Origin of the sequence: Streptomyces sp. DH24 (assembly GCF_029813775.1) — a bacterium.
In the GTDB taxonomy this organism is placed as follows: domain Bacteria; phylum Actinomycetota; class Actinomycetes; order Streptomycetales; family Streptomycetaceae; genus Streptomyces.
Map to the genome: position 1 here is coordinate 66,376 of NZ_JARVKW010000027.1, position 15,882 is coordinate 82,257.

General features: G+C 72.2%; 14 protein-coding genes and 1 pseudogene. 11 read left to right on the forward strand and 4 right to left on the reverse strand.

What is annotated here, in order from left to right:
* Positions 1-10 precede the first annotated feature (10 nt).
* Entirely contained in the window at positions 11-1,003 is a 993-nt protein-coding gene (locus QC282_RS21660; RefSeq protein ID WP_279551187.1) for an adenosine deaminase, read from the forward strand.
* Between the two features lie 58 nt (positions 1,004-1,061).
* On the opposite strand, the gene QC282_RS21665 is transcribed toward QC282_RS21660, so the two are convergent.
* Together QC282_RS21665 and QC282_RS21670 are read right to left on the reverse strand one after the other, a co-directional pair.
* Positions 1,062-2,381: an MFS transporter gene (locus tag QC282_RS21665; RefSeq protein ID WP_279551188.1), complete on the reverse strand. Its 1,320-nt coding sequence runs from the start codon at positions 2,379-2,381 to the stop codon at positions 1,062-1,064.
* Between the two features lie 258 nt (positions 2,382-2,639).
* Positions 2,640-3,425, reverse strand: coding sequence for an IclR family transcriptional regulator (locus QC282_RS21670; RefSeq protein WP_279551189.1), 786 nt, complete (start codon positions 3,423-3,425; stop codon positions 2,640-2,642).
* A gap of 159 nt (positions 3,426-3,584) precedes the next feature.
* Here QC282_RS21670 and QC282_RS21675 point away from each other — a divergent pair, with 159 nt between their 5' ends.
* From QC282_RS21675 to era, 9 genes are all read left to right on the forward strand, one after another.
* The gene (locus QC282_RS21675; protein ID WP_279551222.1) at positions 3,585-4,481 is read left to right on the forward strand and encodes a 5-dehydro-4-deoxyglucarate dehydratase; all 897 of its coding nucleotides are present in this window, start codon (positions 3,585-3,587) and stop codon (positions 4,479-4,481) included.
* A complete protein-coding gene (locus QC282_RS21680) occupies positions 4,478-5,773 on the forward strand; it encodes a glucarate dehydratase family protein (RefSeq protein WP_279551190.1) in 1,296 nt (431 codons plus the stop codon). The genes QC282_RS21675 and QC282_RS21680 overlap by 4 nt, the downstream gene beginning before the upstream one ends.
* A 449-nt stretch (positions 5,774-6,222) precedes the next feature.
* The gene (locus tag QC282_RS21685) at positions 6,223-7,347 is read left to right on the forward strand and encodes a carbohydrate kinase family protein (RefSeq protein WP_279551191.1); all 1,125 of its coding nucleotides are present in this window, start codon (positions 6,223-6,225) and stop codon (positions 7,345-7,347) included.
* 210 nt (positions 7,348-7,557) lie between these two features.
* On the forward strand, positions 7,558-8,631 hold the full coding sequence (locus QC282_RS21690) for a PhoH family protein (protein WP_279551192.1): 1,074 nt from the start codon (positions 7,558-7,560) through the stop codon (positions 8,629-8,631).
* 12 nt (positions 8,632-8,643) lie between these two features.
* The gene (ybeY, locus tag QC282_RS21695; protein WP_279551193.1) at positions 8,644-9,141 is read left to right on the forward strand and encodes an rRNA maturation RNase YbeY; all 498 of its coding nucleotides are present in this window, start codon (positions 8,644-8,646) and stop codon (positions 9,139-9,141) included.
* The gene (locus tag QC282_RS21700; protein ID WP_279551194.1) at positions 9,138-10,439 is read left to right on the forward strand and encodes a hemolysin family protein; all 1,302 of its coding nucleotides are present in this window, start codon (positions 9,138-9,140) and stop codon (positions 10,437-10,439) included. The genes ybeY and QC282_RS21700 overlap by 4 nt, the downstream gene beginning before the upstream one ends.
* Positions 10,436-10,795 (forward strand): MmcQ/YjbR family DNA-binding protein, encoded by a 360-nt coding sequence (locus QC282_RS21705; RefSeq protein ID WP_279551195.1) that lies wholly within the window; start codon positions 10,436-10,438, stop codon positions 10,793-10,795. Before QC282_RS21700 ends, QC282_RS21705 begins: the two co-directional genes overlap by 4 nt.
* Before the next feature lie 33 nt (positions 10,796-10,828).
* The gene (locus QC282_RS21710) at positions 10,829-11,182 is read left to right on the forward strand and encodes a cytidine deaminase (RefSeq protein ID WP_279551196.1); all 354 of its coding nucleotides are present in this window, start codon (positions 10,829-10,831) and stop codon (positions 11,180-11,182) included.
* A 148-nt stretch (positions 11,183-11,330) separates the two neighbouring features.
* The gene (era, locus tag QC282_RS21715; protein ID WP_279551197.1) at positions 11,331-12,290 is read left to right on the forward strand and encodes a GTPase Era; all 960 of its coding nucleotides are present in this window, start codon (positions 11,331-11,333) and stop codon (positions 12,288-12,290) included.
* Between the two features lie 80 nt (positions 12,291-12,370).
* Here era and QC282_RS21720 read toward each other — a convergent pair whose 3' ends face one another.
* Complete coding sequence (locus QC282_RS21720; RefSeq protein ID WP_279551198.1) at positions 12,371-12,637, reverse strand: protealysin inhibitor emfourin; 267 nt, start codon at positions 12,635-12,637, stop codon at positions 12,371-12,373.
* 21 nt (positions 12,638-12,658) lie between these two features.
* Positions 12,659-13,731: pseudogene (locus tag QC282_RS21725) on the reverse strand (M4 family metallopeptidase).
* 319 nt (positions 13,732-14,050) lie between these two features.
* Between QC282_RS21725 and leuA the strand changes: the two are divergent.
* Entirely contained in the window at positions 14,051-15,772 is a 1,722-nt protein-coding gene (gene leuA, locus QC282_RS21730) for a 2-isopropylmalate synthase (protein ID WP_279551199.1), read from the forward strand.
* Positions 15,773-15,882 lie beyond the last annotated feature (110 nt).

Sequence of the window (15,882 nt, forward strand, 5' to 3'; positions counted from 1 at the left end):
CGATGCTGTGATGCCCCTGCCGACAGCTGAACTGCACCTGCACATCGAAGGCACGCTGGAGCCGGAGCTGGCCTTCGAGCTCGCCGCCCGCAACGGCGTGACGCTGGGTTACGCCGACACCGGCGAGCTCCGCGAGGCCTACCGCTTCCAGGACCTCCAGTCCTTCCTCGACCTGTACTACGCGCTGATGGCGGTGCTGCGCACCGAGCGGGACTTCGAGGACCTGGCGAACGCCTATCTGGCCCGGGCCGCCGCGCAGGGCGTGCGGCACGCGGAGATCTTCTTCGACCCGCAGGCCCACCTGGCGCGCGGCGTTCCCATGGCGACGGTGGTGGAGGGCCTGTGGCGGGCGCTGGGCCGCAGCCGGGAGAACCACGGTGTGTCCACGCGGCTCATCATGTGCTTCCTGCGGGACGAGTCCGCCGAGTCGGCGATGCGGACGCTGAAGGAGGCCGAGCCGTTCCTCGACCGGATCACGGGCGTCGGCCTGGACTCGGCGGAGGTCGGGCATCCGCCGGTGAAGTTCCGCGAGGTGTACGAGGCCGCCGCCGCGCTGGGCCTCAGGCGGGTCGCGCACGCCGGCGAGGAGGGCCCGCCGGAGTACATCACCGAGGCGCTGGACGTGCTCGGCGTGGAGCGGATCGACCACGGCCTGCGCTGCCTGGAGGACCCGCGGCTGGTGGAGCGGCTGGTGCGGGACCGGGTGCCGCTGACCCTGTGCCCGCTGTCGAACGTGCGGCTGCGCACCGTGGACACCCTGGCCGACCACCCGCTGCCCGCGATGCTGGAGGCGGGCCTGGTCTGCACGGTCAACTCCGACGACCCGGCCTACTTCGGCGGTTACGCGGGCGACAACCTGGACGCGGTGCGCGCCGGCCTCGGTCTCACCGAGGACCGGCTGCGCGAGCTGGCCCGCAACTCCTTCCTGGCGTCCTTCCTGGACGACGACGAGGAACTGCGGGCCCGGTACCTGGCCGAGGTCGAGGCGTACGAGTTCGGGTAGCCCCCGGGCGTACGCCTCCCGGTCGTCGTCCGGGAGGCGTACGCCCGGCGTGCGGCCGTCAGTCGCTCGCGGCGCCCGGCGCGGTCGTCGCCGCCGCGGTGCCGTACTCGCGCTGGGCGGGCACGGCCCGGGCGTCGACGGGGAACTCCACGACGGGGATGTCGGCGAGCGTGGGCTGCGCGTCGTCCGGGTGCTCGGCGACCGGGATGTCCACGACCGGCACCTGACCGGCGGGAACCTGTTCGGCCGGCTGCGGCAGCCGTCCGGCGAACAGCGCCACCGCGGTCATCGGCACGGCGATCACCAGAAGTCCGGCCGCGAGGACCAGGCCCATGCCGGCGAATCCGGCCGACGCCGACAGCAGGCTGCCCACCAGCGGTCCGGCCGCCGTGCCGAGCGAGGACGCCGAGCCGACGAGCACCGCCCAGCGACCGCGCGGGTCGAGGGTGGCGGCGAGCCCGATGAGGTACGACAGGACCACCGGGTAGAAGGTGTTCCAGGCGATCTCGCCCGCCGCGAAGCCGGCCAGGTCGGTCGCGGAGGCGCTGAGCACGATGCAGCCGGCGATGACGACCGTGCCGCCGCCGACCGGGACCGCCCGGCCCAGCCGCGTCCCGAGCGCGCCCGCCGCGAGGACGCCGAGCAGTCCGGCGCCGAGTGCCACCGCGAACACGGCGCCGACGGTGGCCTCGCCGAGGCCGGCCTGCGTCAGACCGATCCGGCCGCTGACGCCCCACAGGGAGTTCTGCGCGAGGGACCAGCACACCATGGCGGCGGCGAGGACGACTCCGGCGCGCAGGTGGGGGAGCCCGGCCGGGTGCACGTGGGCGTGGGCCGGGGCGGTGCGGGCGGGCAGGCGGCCGGTCGTCGGCCACACGGCGAGCGCGGTGAGGGCGATCGCGGCGAACGGCAGCCCGTGGCCGGGGCCGAGCCGCGGCACCGTCAGATAGACGGCGCCGGCCAGCGCGGAGACGCTGAGCAGGCCGAGCGTGGTCGTCCGGTGCGGATCGCGCTGTCCGGCGATGCCGGTGGCGGCGACCGTGGTGACCGTGCCCGAGCCGAACCCGCCGAGGACCGCGCCGACGACGACGGCCGGGACGGCGGTGGTCAGGGCGGCGGTGCCGTAGCCGAGGACGGCGAGGACGAGCCCGGCGCGGGCCAGGGTGCGGGCGCCGATCCGCTCGACGCGGGAGGCCCACAGGAAACCGGCCGTCGCCGAACTCAGCAGCAGGGCGCTGCCGATGGCGCCGGACTGCGTCGCGGAGAGCGGAAGTCCCGAGTCGAGCCTGCCGACGGTGGTCGGCAGGAGGTACGGGGCGAGGTACCCGGCCGTGAAAAGGGCGACGAGGGGCCGGGGAATGGTGCGAGGGGCGAACACGGGCGTTCCCAGAGCATGCGTAATGAAGCGTTGATGGGGGAGGGGCGCCGACCGTCGACGGACAGGAACGCGCGGCCAATTTGTATCAAGCACGTATCGGCGCAAGCGAGGCGGGAAGCTGTGATCTAAGCCACTCTTGCGTTTGGGTCCGTGATGGTCGGGTAAGAGGGCGCTTTTTTCAAGATCGCCGAGGGGTGGAGGGCGCCGGGAAGGGGCGTGCCGGGCGTCGCGCGGCAGGCGGGAAGGTGACGACAGGTCCTAGCGCCACTGCACCGTCGTGGTGCCCCCGGCCGGTGCCGTTGCCTCGATCCTGGCCCGGGTCTCCCGCATCACCGCGACGATCCGTGCCTCGTGCTCGCCGGTCAGCCGGGCCACCGGCACCGAGCAGCTGATCGCGTCCTGCGCGGGCGCGTCGTAGCGCAGCGCGAAACCGAAGCCGACGATGCCGAGGACGCCCTCCTCGCGGTCCACGGAGTAGCCGCGCGCCCGCACGCCGGCGAGGTCGGCCGCCAGTGCGGCCCGGTCGGTGTGCGAGTGGGGGGTCATCGCCTCGTACGGGCCCTCGGGCAGCTCCTCGTCGGGCCGCTCCGCCAGCAGTGCCTTGCCGAGCGCGCCCACGTGCGCGGGCAGCCGCCGCCCGACGCGGCTGATGGTGCGCAGGTACTCGTGCGACTCCCGGGTCGCCAGATAGGCCACGTTCCGGCCGTCCAGCCGGCCGAGGTGGATCGTCTCGCCGAGGGTCTGGGACGCCTCGTCGAGAAACGGCCGCACCAGCCGCACGCGCGGGTCGGAGTCGAGGTAGCCGGTGCCGGTGAGCAGGGCGCGGATGCCGATGCCGTACAGCGAGCCGGTGACGTCCGTGCGGACCCAGCCGCGCGAGATCAGCGTCTGGAGCAGCGCGTACATCGAGCTGCGCGGCACTTCCAGCTCGTCCGCCAACTCCTGGAGCCGCGCCGGGCGGTCGCCGCGCGCCGCCAGCACCTCCAGCAGCTCGACCGTCCGCGCCGCGGACTTCACCTCGCGGACGCCCCCAGTCTCCGACATGTGCCGATCGTAAACGGGAGGCGCGCAACCATTGACGCCCCGCGTTCGCGTATATAACCTCCATCCTCATACGTGGATGGCATCTACATAGGGAGACGAACGGTGAGTCCCGACACCGGCGCAGGACCGCGGGCCGTGGCGTGGCGGCTGCGCGACGGCATGGCGAACGGCGTCCTGTCGTTCCCGCTGACCAGCTTCCGCGCCGACGGCGCCCTCGACCCCGACGGCTACCGCGCCTACGTCGCCGGCCGGCTGGCCGCCGCGCCCGGCGCCCTCTTCCCGGCCTGCGGCACCGGCGAGTTCTTCTCACTGGACGAGGACGAGTACCGGCGGACCGTCGCCATCGCCGTCGAGGAGGCCGCGGGCCGCGTCCCGGTCGTCGCCGGCGTCGGCTACGGCTGGGCGCAGGCCGCCCGCTTCGCCCGCCTCGCCGAGGACGCCGGGGCCGACGCCCTCCTCGTCCTGCCGCACTACCTCGTCACCGCCCCGCAGGACGGCCTCGTCGCCCAGCTCGAGCACCTCGCGGACCGCACCCGGCTCCCGCTCGTCGCCTACCAGCGCGACCAGGTCGCCTACACCCCCGACGCGCTGCGCCGCATCACCGGCATCCCGAACGTCATCGGCCTCAAGGACGGTCACAGCGACCTCGACCGGCTCCAGCGCCTCACCCTCGCCGCCCCCGAGGGCTTCCTGTTCTTCAACGGCGCGGCCACCGCCGAGATCCAGGCCCGCGCCTACGCCGGTGTCGGCGTCCCCGCCTACTCCTCCGCCGTCCACGCCTTCGCGCCCGAGATCGCGGACGCGTTCTTCGCCGCGTTCCGCGCCGGCGACACCGGCGCCGTCGACAGGCTGCTGCGCGGCTTCTACGTGCCGTTCGTGCAACTGCGCGACCGGGTCCCCGGCTACGCGGTGTCCCTCGTGAAGGCCGCCGCCCGGCTGCGCGGCCTGCCCGTCGGACCCGTCCGCGCCCCGCTCACCGACCCCTCGCCCGCCGACCTGGCCGACCTCAAGGCCCTGCTCGCCACCGGACTCGACCTCGTAGGAGCCGCCCTGTGACCCGCGACCTCACCGTCACGGACGTCCGTCTGACGCCGATCCTGGTCGCCGACCCGCCGCTGCTGAACACGCAGGGCGTCCACCAGCCGTACACGCCCCGGCTGATCGTCGAGGTCGTCACCGCCGACGGGATCACCGGCGTCGGCGAGACCTACGGCGACACCAAGTACCTCGAACTCGCCCGCCCCTTCGCCAGGAAACTGAAGGGGCGTCAGGTCAGTGACCTGAACGGCCTGTTCACGGTCGCCGACGAGGTCGCCGTGGACGACTCCCGGGTACAGGACGCCGTCGACGTCGGCGGGCTGCGCGGCGTCCAGACCGCCGACAAACTGCGCCTGTCCGTCGTCTCCGGCTTCGAGGTCGCCTGCCTCGACGCCCTCGGCAAGGCGCTCGGCCTGCCCGTGCACGCGCTGCTCGGCGGCAAGGTCCGCGACGCCGTCGAGTACAGCGCCTACCTCTTCTACAAGTGGGCCGACCACCCGGCGGGCGTCCCGGCCGAGAAGGACGACTGGGGCGCCGCCCTCGACCCGGCCGGCGTGGTAGAGCAGGCCCGCAGGTTCACCGAGCGGTACGGCTTCACCTCCTTCAAGCTCAAGGGTGGCGTCTTCCCGCCCGACGAGGAGATCGCCGCGATACGCGCTCTCGCCGAGGCGTTCCCCGGCCACCCGCTGCGCCTCGACCCCAACGGTGCCTGGTCCGTGGAGACCTCCGTCGGGGTCGCCGACGCCCTCCGCGACGTCCTCGAATACCTGGAGGACCCCGCGCTCGGCACCCGGGCCATGGCCGACGTCGCCCGGCGCACCGACGTGCCGCTCGCGACCAACATGTGCGTGACGACGTTCGCCGAGATCAAGGAGGCCTTCACCAGCGACGCCGTCCAGGTCGTCCTGTCCGACCACCACTACTGGGGCGGGCTGCGCAACACCCAGCAACTCGCCGCCGTCTGCCGCACGTTCGGTGTCGGCGTGTCCATGCACTCCAACACCCACCTCGGGATCAGCCTCGCCGCGATGACCCACGTCGCGGCCACCGTCCAGGACCTCCACCACGCCTGCGACTCCCACTACCCCTGGCAGTCGGAGGACGTGCTCACCGAGCGCCTCACCTTCGACGGCGGCAAGGTCACCGTGTCCGACGCGCCCGGCCTCGGCGTCGAACTCGACCGGGACCGCCTGGAGTCCCTGCACCGGCGGTGGCTCGACGACGACGGCACGCTCCGCGAGCGCGACGACGCGGCCGCCATGCGCGTCGCCGACCCCGCGTGGGTCGCCCCCGCCGTCCCGCGCTGGTAGCCACCTCCTGCCCACCACGACCGCCACCGTCGGCCGAGCCGCCACGACGGAGAGCCGCCACCTCCGCGAGAACGGCGGCGGTTCAGCCGCACAGAGGAGTGCCGCTGGTGCCGGCGGCACCGCCCGCCAGGCGATGGGCTCCGGCACCGCCACCTCGTCGTCGGCCCGGTCTCCGGCGCCCCGACGGAGATGCGCGGCGTCCGGGGCCACGCCGGCCGGCAGTGGACGTTCTTCATCGAGGGCGTCTTTTTCGCCGTCCGCACCCGCGCGGTGCGGTCCCCGGCCGCCGCCCAACCCCGGCCCCTGCCGGGCGCCGCCCGCCGGGCACACCCCGGACCTGCGACGGCCTGATCCGCGACCCGGGCGGCCACCGCACGCGCGTGGCTGCCCGGTTGTCCGTGACCTGGTGCACACTGGCCTGATCCGCACCATGTCAGGGAGAGCGCACCGTGACCGCGTCCGCCTCGTCCCCGGGAGAGGGACGACCCACCTGCCGAGCCCAGGTCGACCCCCTGGCCGACCTGCGCGCCCCGGACGACCCGCCCTGGGACGTCTACCTCACGGGCACCGTCTTCCTCGACATCATCTTCACCGGGCTCGACTCCGCCCCGGTGCGCGGGACCGAGTCCTGGGCCCGCGGCATGGGGTCGAGCCCCGGCGGCGTCGCCAACATGGCCACCGCCCTGGCCCGCCTCGGCCTGCGCACCTGCCTCGCCGCGGCCTTCGGCGACGACCACTACGGCGACTACTGCTGGGACGCCCTCCAGCAGGGCGAGGGCATCGACCAGACCCCGTCGCGCACGGTGCCCTGCTGGCACTCGCCGGTCACGGTCTCCATGGCCTACGAGGGCGAGCGCACGATGGTCTCCCACGGCCACGAACCGCCGCCCGAGGAGCCCGCCCCCGACTGCCCGCCCCGCGCGCGTGCCGCCATCGCCTCCCTCACGCCCGGCAAGAGCGCCCCCTGGATCGCACAGGCCGCCGCCAAGGGCGCCCGCGTCTTCGCCGACGTCGGCTGGGACGACACCGGCGCCTGGGACCTGGCCGGGCTGACCGACCTGGCGCACTGCGAGGCCTTCCTGCCCAACGCGGCGGAGGCGATGCGCTACACGGGCGCCGACGGCCCGCGCGCCGCCGCCCACGCCCTCACCGAGCACGTGCCGGTGGCCGTCGTCACCCTCGGCGCGGAGGGCGCGTACGCCGTGGACCGGCGCACGGGGGAGACCGCCGACGTGCCCGCGATCGCCGTGGAGGCCCTCGACCCGACCGGCGCCGGAGACGTCTTCGTGGCCGGATTCGTCACCGGCTCCCTGGCGGGCTGGCCGCTCGCCGACCGCCTCGCCTTCGCCGGCCTGACCGCGGCGCTGTCGGTGCAGGAGTTCGGGGGCTCCCTGTCGGCGCCGGGCTGGTCCGAGATCGCCGCCTGGTGGCGCAAGGTCCAGTCGGTCGACGCCCAGGACCCGGCGGCCCTGCGCCGCTACGCCTTCCTCGCCGACCTGGTCCCCGAAGAACTGGCCAGACCCTGGCCCCTGCGCCGGGCGGTCCCGACGATCGGCTTCCGGCACCCGGTCTAGGCCCGTGACCGCACAGTGCCGTGTCCGCGAAGTGCCGTGTCCGCGAAGTGACGCCCGCCGCGCGGACCCGGCCCGGGAACGCGCTCCCCCCTCCGCCCCCACGAAAAGCCCTACGGCGTTGTCCGTGCACCGTCGTACCCTTGAAGCGCGAGGCCGCCCTCAGCTACGCGGCCGTGAAGAGGAGGAACCGCAGGCCTTCAGCGCCGGCCCATGACTCACACACCCACAGCTCACACCCCCGCGCAGGACCAGGCGAGAGCGCAGTTCACCGTCCCCGCCCAGCACCCCATGGTGACCGTACTGGGATCCGGCGACTCCCTCCTGCGCGTGATCGAGAGGGCCTTCCCGGCGGCCGACATCCACGTCCGGGGCAACGAGATCAGCGCGACCGGCGACCCGGGTGAGGTCGCCCTCATTCAGCGCGTGTTCGACGAGATGATGCTGGTGCTCCGCACCGGGCAGCCGATGACGGAGGACGCAGTGGAACGCTCGATCGCCATGCTCAAGGCGAGCGAGAACGGGGAGAGCGACGGCCAGGAGACCCCGGCCGAGGTGCTCACGCAGAACATCCTGTCCTCGCGCGGCCGCACGATCCGCCCCAAGACGCTCAACCAGAAGCGTTACGTGGACGCGATCGACAAGCACACCATCGTCTTCGGCATCGGCCCCGCCGGCACCGGCAAGACCTACCTCGCGATGGCCAAGGCGGTGCAGGCCCTGCAGTCCAAGCAGGTCAACCGCATCATCCTGACCCGCCCCGCCGTGGAGGCCGGCGAGCGCCTCGGCTTCCTGCCCGGCACGCTCTACGAGAAGATCGACCCGTACCTGCGCCCGCTCTACGACGCGCTGCACGACATGCTCGACCCCGACTCCATCCCGCGCCTGATGGCGGCCGGGACGATCGAGGTCGCGCCGCTGGCCTACATGCGCGGCCGGACGCTCAACGACGCGTTCATCATCCTGGACGAGGCCCAGAACACGAGCCCCGAGCAGATGAAGATGTTCCTCACCCGCCTCGGCTTCGACTCGAAGATCGTGATCACGGGTGACGTGACGCAGGTCGACCTGCCCGACGGCACCAAGTCCGGCCTGCGCCAGGTCCAGGACATCCTCGAGGGCGTCGACGACGTCCACTTCTCCCGGCTGTCCTCCCACGACGTCGTCCGGCACAAGCTGGTGGGCCGTATCGTCGACGCGTACGAGGAGTACGACAACAGGCACGGCACCGAGAACGGCACGCACAAGAGCCGCGGCAAGTCCGGGCACGGGCACAAGGGGAAGTAGACCAGCACGACCATGTCGATCGACGTCAACAACGAGTCCGGCACCGAGGTCGACGAGCAGGCGATCCTCGACATCGCCCGCTACGCCCTCGCACGGATGCGCATCCACCCCCTCTCCGAGCTCTCGGTGATCGTCGTGGACGCCGACGCCATGGAGCAGCTCCACATCCAGTGGATGGACCTGCCGGGGCCCACGGACGTCATGTCCTTCCCGATGGACGAGCTGCGCCCGCCGTCGAAGGACGACGACGAGCCGCCGCAGGGCCTGCTCGGCGACATCGTCCTGTGCCCCGAGGTCGCCAAGAAGCAGGGCGAGGAAGCGCCGACGCAGCACAGCATGGACGAGGAGCTCCAGCTGCTCACCGTCCACGGTGTGCTGCACCTGCTGGGCTACGACCACGAGGAATCGGACGAGAAGGCCGAGATGTTCGGCCTGCAGGCCGCCATCGTGGACGGCTGGCGCGCGGAGAAGGGCCTGACCGGCCCGTCCCCGGCACCGACCGTCTCATGAGTCTCCCGCTCGTCTCCGGAGCGATCGCCCTGGTGGTCGTCGCGTGGCTCGCCGCGTGCGCGGAGGCGGGCCTCGCCCGGGTCTCCAGCTTCCGCGCCGAGGAGGCCGTACGCTCCGGCCGGCGCGGCAGCGCCAAGCTCGAACAGGTCGCCGCGGACCCGACGCGCTACCTGAACGTGGCGCTGCTGGTCCGCGTCGCCTGCGAGATGGCCGCCGCCGCGCTGGTCACGTACGCCTGCCTCCGCGAGGTCGACGGCACCTGGCAGGCGCTGCTCGCCGCGATCGGCGTCATGGTCCTGGTGTCCTACGTCGCGGTCGGCGTCTCCCCGCGCACCATCGGCCGGCAGCACCCGCTGAACACGGCGACGGCCGCGGCGTACGTGCTGCTGCCGCTCGCGCGCGTGATGGGGCCGATCCCGTCGCTGCTGATCCTCATCGGCAACGCCCTCACCCCCGGCAAGGGCTTCCGCCGCGGCCCGTTCGCGTCCGAGGCGGAGCTGCGGGCCATGGTCGACCTCGCCGAGGCCGAGTCCCTCATCGAGGACGAGGAGCGCCGCATGGTGCACTCGGTCTTCGAACTGGGCGACACGCTCGTGCGGGAGGTGATGGTCCCGCGCACCGACCTCGTCGTCATCGAGCGGTACAAGACCATCCGCCAGGCCCTCACCCTCGCCCTGCGCTCCGGCTTCTCCCGCATCCCGGTGTCCGGCGAGAGCGAGGACGACATCGTCGGGATCGTGTACCTGAAGGACCTGGTCCGCAAGACGCACATCAGCCGGGAGACGGAGAGCGAGCTGGTGTCCACGGCGATGCGCCCGGCGGTCTTCGTGCCGGACACCAAGAACGCCGGCGACCTGCTGCGCGAGATGCAGAAGGAACGCAACCACGTCGCCGTCGTCATCGACGAGTACGGCGGCACGGCCGGCATCGTCACCATCGAGGACATCCTCGAGGAGATCGTCGGCGAGATCACCGACGAGTACGACCGCGAGCTGCCGCCCGTCGAGGACCTCGGCAAGGACCGCTACCGGGTCACCGCCCGCCTCGGCATCGGCGACCTCGGCGAGCTGTACGGCCTGGAGGAGTTCGACGACGAGGACGTGGAGACGGTCGGCGGCCTGCTCGCCAAGGCCCTCGGCCGCGTCCCGATCGCGGGTGCCTCGTCCCTGGTCGAACTGCCGGACGGCCGCGAGCTGCGACTGACCGCGGAGGCCGCCGCCGGCCGCCGCAACAAGATCGTCACGGTGCTCGCGGAGCCGGCCGGACCCGCCGACGGCGAGGAGGGCGAGCCGGCATGACCCCTCAGGAGCTGCGCGCCTTCTGCCTGTCGTGCAACGCGGCGGTGGAGGACTTCCCGTTCAACCCGGAGACCTCGGTCTTCAAGGTGCACGGCAGGATGTTCGCCCTGACGAACCTGGACGCGCGGCCCTTGACGGTCAACCTCAAGTGCGACCCGGACGACGCGATCAGGCTGCGCGGCGAGTACGGCGGCCTGATCGTCCCGGGATGGCACATGAACAAGCGGCACTGGAACACGGTCACGGCCGACGGCGGGCTCCCCGACCGGCTGGTGCGCGAGCTGATCGAGGACTCCTACGACCTGGTCGTGGCGGGCCTGCCGCGCGCCGACCGGCTGCGCCTGGACCGCCCCTGACCGGTCCGCGCCCGGCTACGTATGCTCAAGGTCATGACCGACAGCAACGCGCTCGACCCCGAGGACCGCAAGATCGTCACCCTGGCCCGCTCCACCCGGGCCCGCAACGGCGTGCCCGAGGGCGCCGCCGTGCGCGACGAGACCGGCCGCACCTATGTCGCGGGCACCGTCGCCCTGGACTCCCTGCAGCTCAGCGCCCTGCGGACCGCGGTGGCGATGGCGGTGGCGTCGGGCGCGAAGTCGCTGGAGGCGGCGGCCGTGGTCACCGATGCCGAGTCGGCGTCGGAGCAGGACCTGGCGGCCGTGCGCGACCTCGGCGGCCCGGGGACCCCGGTGCTGCTGGCCGGCCCGGACGGCACCGTCCGCGCCACCGTCACCGCGGGCTGACTCCCGGGGCCGGGCGCCGCCCCGGCGGGTGCGCTACAGCGCGTCCGGCCCGCGCTCCCCGGTACGCGGATGTTTCCGGGAGCCCACCGGGGCGACCGGTGGGCACGGGTGTGCGGCGGGGCGTTGTGGATCAGGGACAATGGGCGCCATGAGCGTTCGCAGCCAGTCATCCGAGCCGTCGGAATTGCCGGAGGCCGCCCACAGGTCGGGCTTCGCCTGTTTCGTGGGCCGCCCCAACGCGGGCAAGTCCACCCTCACGAACGCTCTGGTCGGGCAGAAGGTGGCGATCACCGCCAACCAGCCGCAGACCACGCGGCACACCGTCCGCGGCATCGTGCACCGGCCGGAGGCGCAGCTGATCCTGGTGGACACCCCGGGCCTGCACAAGCCGCGCACGCTGCTCGGCGAGCGGCTGAACGACGTCGTGCGCACCACCTGGGCCGAGGTCGACGTGATCGGCTTCTGCCTGCCGGCGAACGAGAAGCTGGGCCCCGGCGACCGCTTCATCGCCAAGGAGCTCGCGGGGATCAGGAAGTCCCCCAAGGTCGCGATCATCACCAAGACCGACCTCGTCGACTCCAAGACCCTGGCCCAGCAGCTCATCGCCGTCGACCAGCTCGGCAAGGAGCTGGGCATCACCTGGGCGGAGATCGTCCCGGTGTCGGCGACGGCGAACAAGCAGGTCGACCTGCTGGCGGACCTGCTGATCCCGATGCTTCCGGAGGGGCCGCCGCTCTACCCGGAGGGCGACCTCACGGACGAGCCCGAGCAGGTCATGATCGCCGAGCTGATCCGCGAGGCGGCCCTGGAGGGCGTGCGCGACGAGCTGCCGCACTCCATCGCCGTCGTGGTCGAGGAGATGCTGCCGCGCGAGGACCGTCCCGCGGACAAGCCGCTGCTGGACATCCACGCCAACGTCTTCATCGAGCGCCCCAGCCAGAAGGGCATCATCATCGGCCCCAAGGGCAAGCGCCTGAAGGACGTCGGCATCAAGTCCCGCAAGCAGATCGAGGCCCTGCTGGGCACACCGGTCTTCCTCGACCTGCACGTGAAGGTCGCCAAGGACTGGCAGCGGGACCCCAAGCAGCTGCGCCGTCTCGGTTTCTGAGCCGCCTCACCCCGGGCGCCGGCCGCCGGTTCATCCTCACCGGCGGTACCAGCCGTCAACGCCCAGGCCTCGCCCAGGGGTCAGGCGCCCTCCTTGAGGACCCGCGAGATCAGACTGCGCTGCTCCTCGGTCAGCCGGGGGTCCGCGCAGTACACCGTCCTGCCGTCCACCGTGATCTGGTAACTGAAGCCGTCCGGCACGCCGATCGGCGGCGTGCCCCGGCCTTCGGCCATCGCCCGTTCGGCCAGGGCCTGCCACTCGCGCGCGTCGGCACGCCCCGAGGTGTCCACCTCGGCATGGCGCTCGATGCCCGCGAAGCCGCCCGTGCGCCTCACCTGAATACGCATGGGTCCCTGTGTAGTACGGAACTACGCGGTCCGCACCCCGACCTGCTCCCAGGCCTTGGTGACCGCCCGCAGTTCGTCGCCCTCCCCGTACCGGGCGCGCGCCGCCTTCGCCGTCAGTGCCGCGAAGTCCGCGAACAGCGCGTCCTGCTGGAGCTCGCCGCCGGTCAGCACGTCGTACCAGATCTGTCCGGCCCGCTCCCAGGCGTGCCCGCCGAGCGCCGTGGCCACGAGGTGGAACGCCCGGTTCGGGATGCCGGAGTTGATGTGCACGCCGCCGTTGTCGCGGCCGGTGCGCACGTAGCCGTCCATCGTCGCGGGCTGCGGGTCCTTGCCGAGGACGTCGTCGTCGTACGCCGTGCCCGGCTCCTTCATGGAGCGCAGCGCCTTGCCGGTGACGCGCGGGGCGAGCAGGCCCGCGCCGATCAGCCAGTCGGCCTCGGCGGCGGTCTGCCCGAGCGTGTACTGCTTGATGAGCGCGCCGAACACGTCCGACACCGACTCGTTGAGCGCGCCGGGCTGGCCGAAGTAGGTGAGGTTGGCGGTGTACTGGGTGACGCCGTGGGCGAGTTCGTGGCCGATGACGTCGATGGCGTTCGTGAAGTCGAGGAAGATCTCGCCGTCCCCGTCGCCGAACACCATCTGCTCGCCGTTCCAGAAGGCGTTGTTGTACTCGCGGTCGTAGTGCACCGTCGCGTTCAGCGGCAGCCCGGCGCCGTCGACGGAGTCGCGGCCGTACGCCTTCAGCAGCAGCTCGAAGGTGGCGCCGAGGCCCGCGTAGGCGCGGTTCACGGTGGCGTCGCTGCCGGGTTCGTCGCCCTCGCCGCGGACCTTCTCGCCGGGCAGTTCGGTGCGGTGCCCGGCGTCGTGGATCGTGCGCTGCGGCTTCCCGGGCTCGGCGCCCGCGAGCGGGGCGGCGGCGGGGGCGCCGGCGACGGTGGTCAGCCGCCGCCGGGTGCGCTCGTAGGCGTCGCGCTGGAGGGTGCGGCGGGCGGGGCGGCGAGCGCCGGGTCGCCGGCCTGCGAGAGCCGGTCGAGGACGTGCGGCGGAACGATGGTGCAGAAGACGGACTGGAAGTCTCCGTGGGGCGTCGTCATGCCAGGCACCATCGCAGCCGGTGACGGACTTGTCGCGGCACGCAACCATGATGGGGGAAAAGCGGGCCCGGAGTGCCCGGTGAGGTGTCGCCGGGTGGTATACGGCACTTTTCGTCCGCTTCGTCCCGCCGGTCCCGCATACTGGAACAGGACCGCGCATCCGGCACGGCTCGGCTAGGCTGCGGAGCATCATGCGTTTCGGGCTGCTTCTCCTTAGCTGCCGCGGCGAGGGCCTGTAGTCGAGGCCGACCCCCTCCCCGCGGAGTCTGGCGTTGCGCCGTCGGCCGTCCATCCGGACACACGAGGAGCCCTCCGCATCATGGCCAACCGCCAGCAGCCCAGTTCCATGCCGATCCACAAGTACCGTGGATACGAGCAGGTCGACATCCCCGGCCGCACCTGGCCCGCCAACCGGATCACCGCCGCGCCCCGCTGGCTCTCCACCGACCTGCGCGACGGCAACCAGGCCCTGATCGACCCCATGTCGCCCGCCCGCAAGCGCGCGATGTTCGACCTGCTGGTCAAGATGGGCTACAAGGAGATCGAGGTCGGCTTCCCGGCCTCCGGCCAGACCGACTTCGACTTCGTCCGCTCGATCATCGAGGACGAGGGCGCCATCCCCGAGGACGTCACGATCTCCGTCCTCACCCAGGCCCGCGAGGACCTGATCGAGCGCACCGTGGAGTCCCTGAAGGGCGCCAGGCGGGCCACCGTCCACCTGTACAACGCGACCGCGCCGGTCTTCCGCCGGGTCGTCTTCCGCGGCTCCCGGGACGACATCAAGCAGATCGCCGTGGACGGCACGCGCCTGGTGATGGAGTACGCGGAGAAGCTGCTGGACCCGGAAACGCAGTTCGGCTACCAGTACAGCCCGGAGATCTTCACCGACACCGAGCTGGACTTCGCGCTGGAGGTCTGCGAGGGGGTCATGGACGTCTGGCAGCCCGGCCCGGACCGCGAGATCATCCTCAACCTGCCCGCCACCGTGGAGCGTTCGACGCCGTCCACGCACGCCGACCGCTTCGAGTGGATGGGCCGCAACCTGTCCCGCCGCGAGTACGTCTGCCTGTCGGTCCACCCGCACAACGACCGCGGCACCGCCGTCGCCGCCGCCGAGCTGGCGCTGATGGCCGGCGCCGACCGCGTCGAGGGCTGCCTGTTCGGCCAGGGCGAGCGCACCGGCAACGTCGACCTGGTCACCCTGGGCATGAACCTGTTCTCGCAGGGCGTCGACCCGCAGATCGACTTCTCCGACATCGACGAGATCCGTCGCACGTGGGAGTACTGCAACCAGATGGAGGTCCACCCGCGCCACCCGTACGTGGGCGACCTGGTCTACACGTCCTTCTCCGGCTCCCACCAGGACGCCATCAAGAAGGGCTTCGACGCCATGGAGGCCGACGCGAAGGCCAAGGGCGTCACGGTCGACGACATCGAGTGGGCCGTGCCGTACCTGCCGATCGACCCGAAGGACGTCGGCCGGTCCTACGAGGCCGTCATCCGCGTCAACTCGCAGTCCGGCAAGGGCGGTGTCGCCTACGTGCTGAAGAACGAGCACAAGCTGGACCTGCCGCGCCGCATGCAGATCGAGTTCTCGAAGATCATCCAGGCGAAGACGGACGCCGAGGGCGGCGAGGTCACGCCGAAGGACATCTGGTCGGTCTTCCAGGACGAGTACCTGCCGAACCCGGAGAACCCCTGGGGCCGCATCCAGGTCAAGAACGGCCAGTCCACCACCGACCGGGACGGCGTCGACACGCTCACCGTCGAGGCCGCCGTCGACGGCGAGGACACCGTGCTGACCGGCACCGGCAACGGTCCGATCTCGGCCTTCTTCGACGCCCTGCAGTCCATCGGTATCGACGTACGACTGCTGGACTACCAGGAGCACACGATGAGCGAGGGCGCCTCCGCGCAGGCCGCCTCGTACATCGAGTGCGCGATCGACGACAAGGTGCTGTGGGGCATCGGCATCGACGCCAACACCACCCGTGCCTCGCTGAAGGCGGTCGTCTCCGCCGTCAACCGCGCGGCTCGCTGATCACCCGACGGGTGCTCCGGGGCCCCGTTCGCCGCACGCCGGCGGGCGGGGCCCCGTCGTACCCGAACGTGCCCGGTCCGCCGTTCCGGGGCGGCCACGGAGCGTCGGAT

Bases quoted from the DNA above. Each gene is read 5' to 3' on its own strand.
- QC282_RS21660 (WP_279551187.1), top strand. From the start codon at position 11: ATGCCCCTGCCGACAGCTGAACTGCACCTGCACATCGAAGGCACGCTG.
- QC282_RS21670 (WP_279551189.1), bottom strand. From the start codon at position 3,425: ATGTCGGAGACTGGGGGCGTCCGCGAGGTGAAGTCCGCGGCGCGGACG.
- QC282_RS21675 (WP_279551222.1), top strand. From the start codon at position 3,585: ATGGCGAACGGCGTCCTGTCGTTCCCGCTGACCAGCTTCCGCGCCGAC.
- QC282_RS21690 (WP_279551192.1), top strand. From the start codon at position 7,558: ATGACTCACACACCCACAGCTCACACCCCCGCGCAGGACCAGGCGAGA.
- ybeY (WP_279551193.1), top strand. From the start codon at position 8,644: ATGTCGATCGACGTCAACAACGAGTCCGGCACCGAGGTCGACGAGCAG.
- QC282_RS21700 (WP_279551194.1), top strand. From the start codon at position 9,138: ATGAGTCTCCCGCTCGTCTCCGGAGCGATCGCCCTGGTGGTCGTCGCG.
- QC282_RS21705 (WP_279551195.1), top strand. From the start codon at position 10,436: ATGACCCCTCAGGAGCTGCGCGCCTTCTGCCTGTCGTGCAACGCGGCG.
- QC282_RS21710 (WP_279551196.1), top strand. From the start codon at position 10,829: ATGACCGACAGCAACGCGCTCGACCCCGAGGACCGCAAGATCGTCACC.
- era (WP_279551197.1), top strand. From the start codon at position 11,331: ATGAGCGTTCGCAGCCAGTCATCCGAGCCGTCGGAATTGCCGGAGGCC.
- QC282_RS21720 (WP_279551198.1), bottom strand. From the start codon at position 12,637: ATGCGTATTCAGGTGAGGCGCACGGGCGGCTTCGCGGGCATCGAGCGC.
- leuA (WP_279551199.1), top strand. From the start codon at position 14,051: ATGGCCAACCGCCAGCAGCCCAGTTCCATGCCGATCCACAAGTACCGT.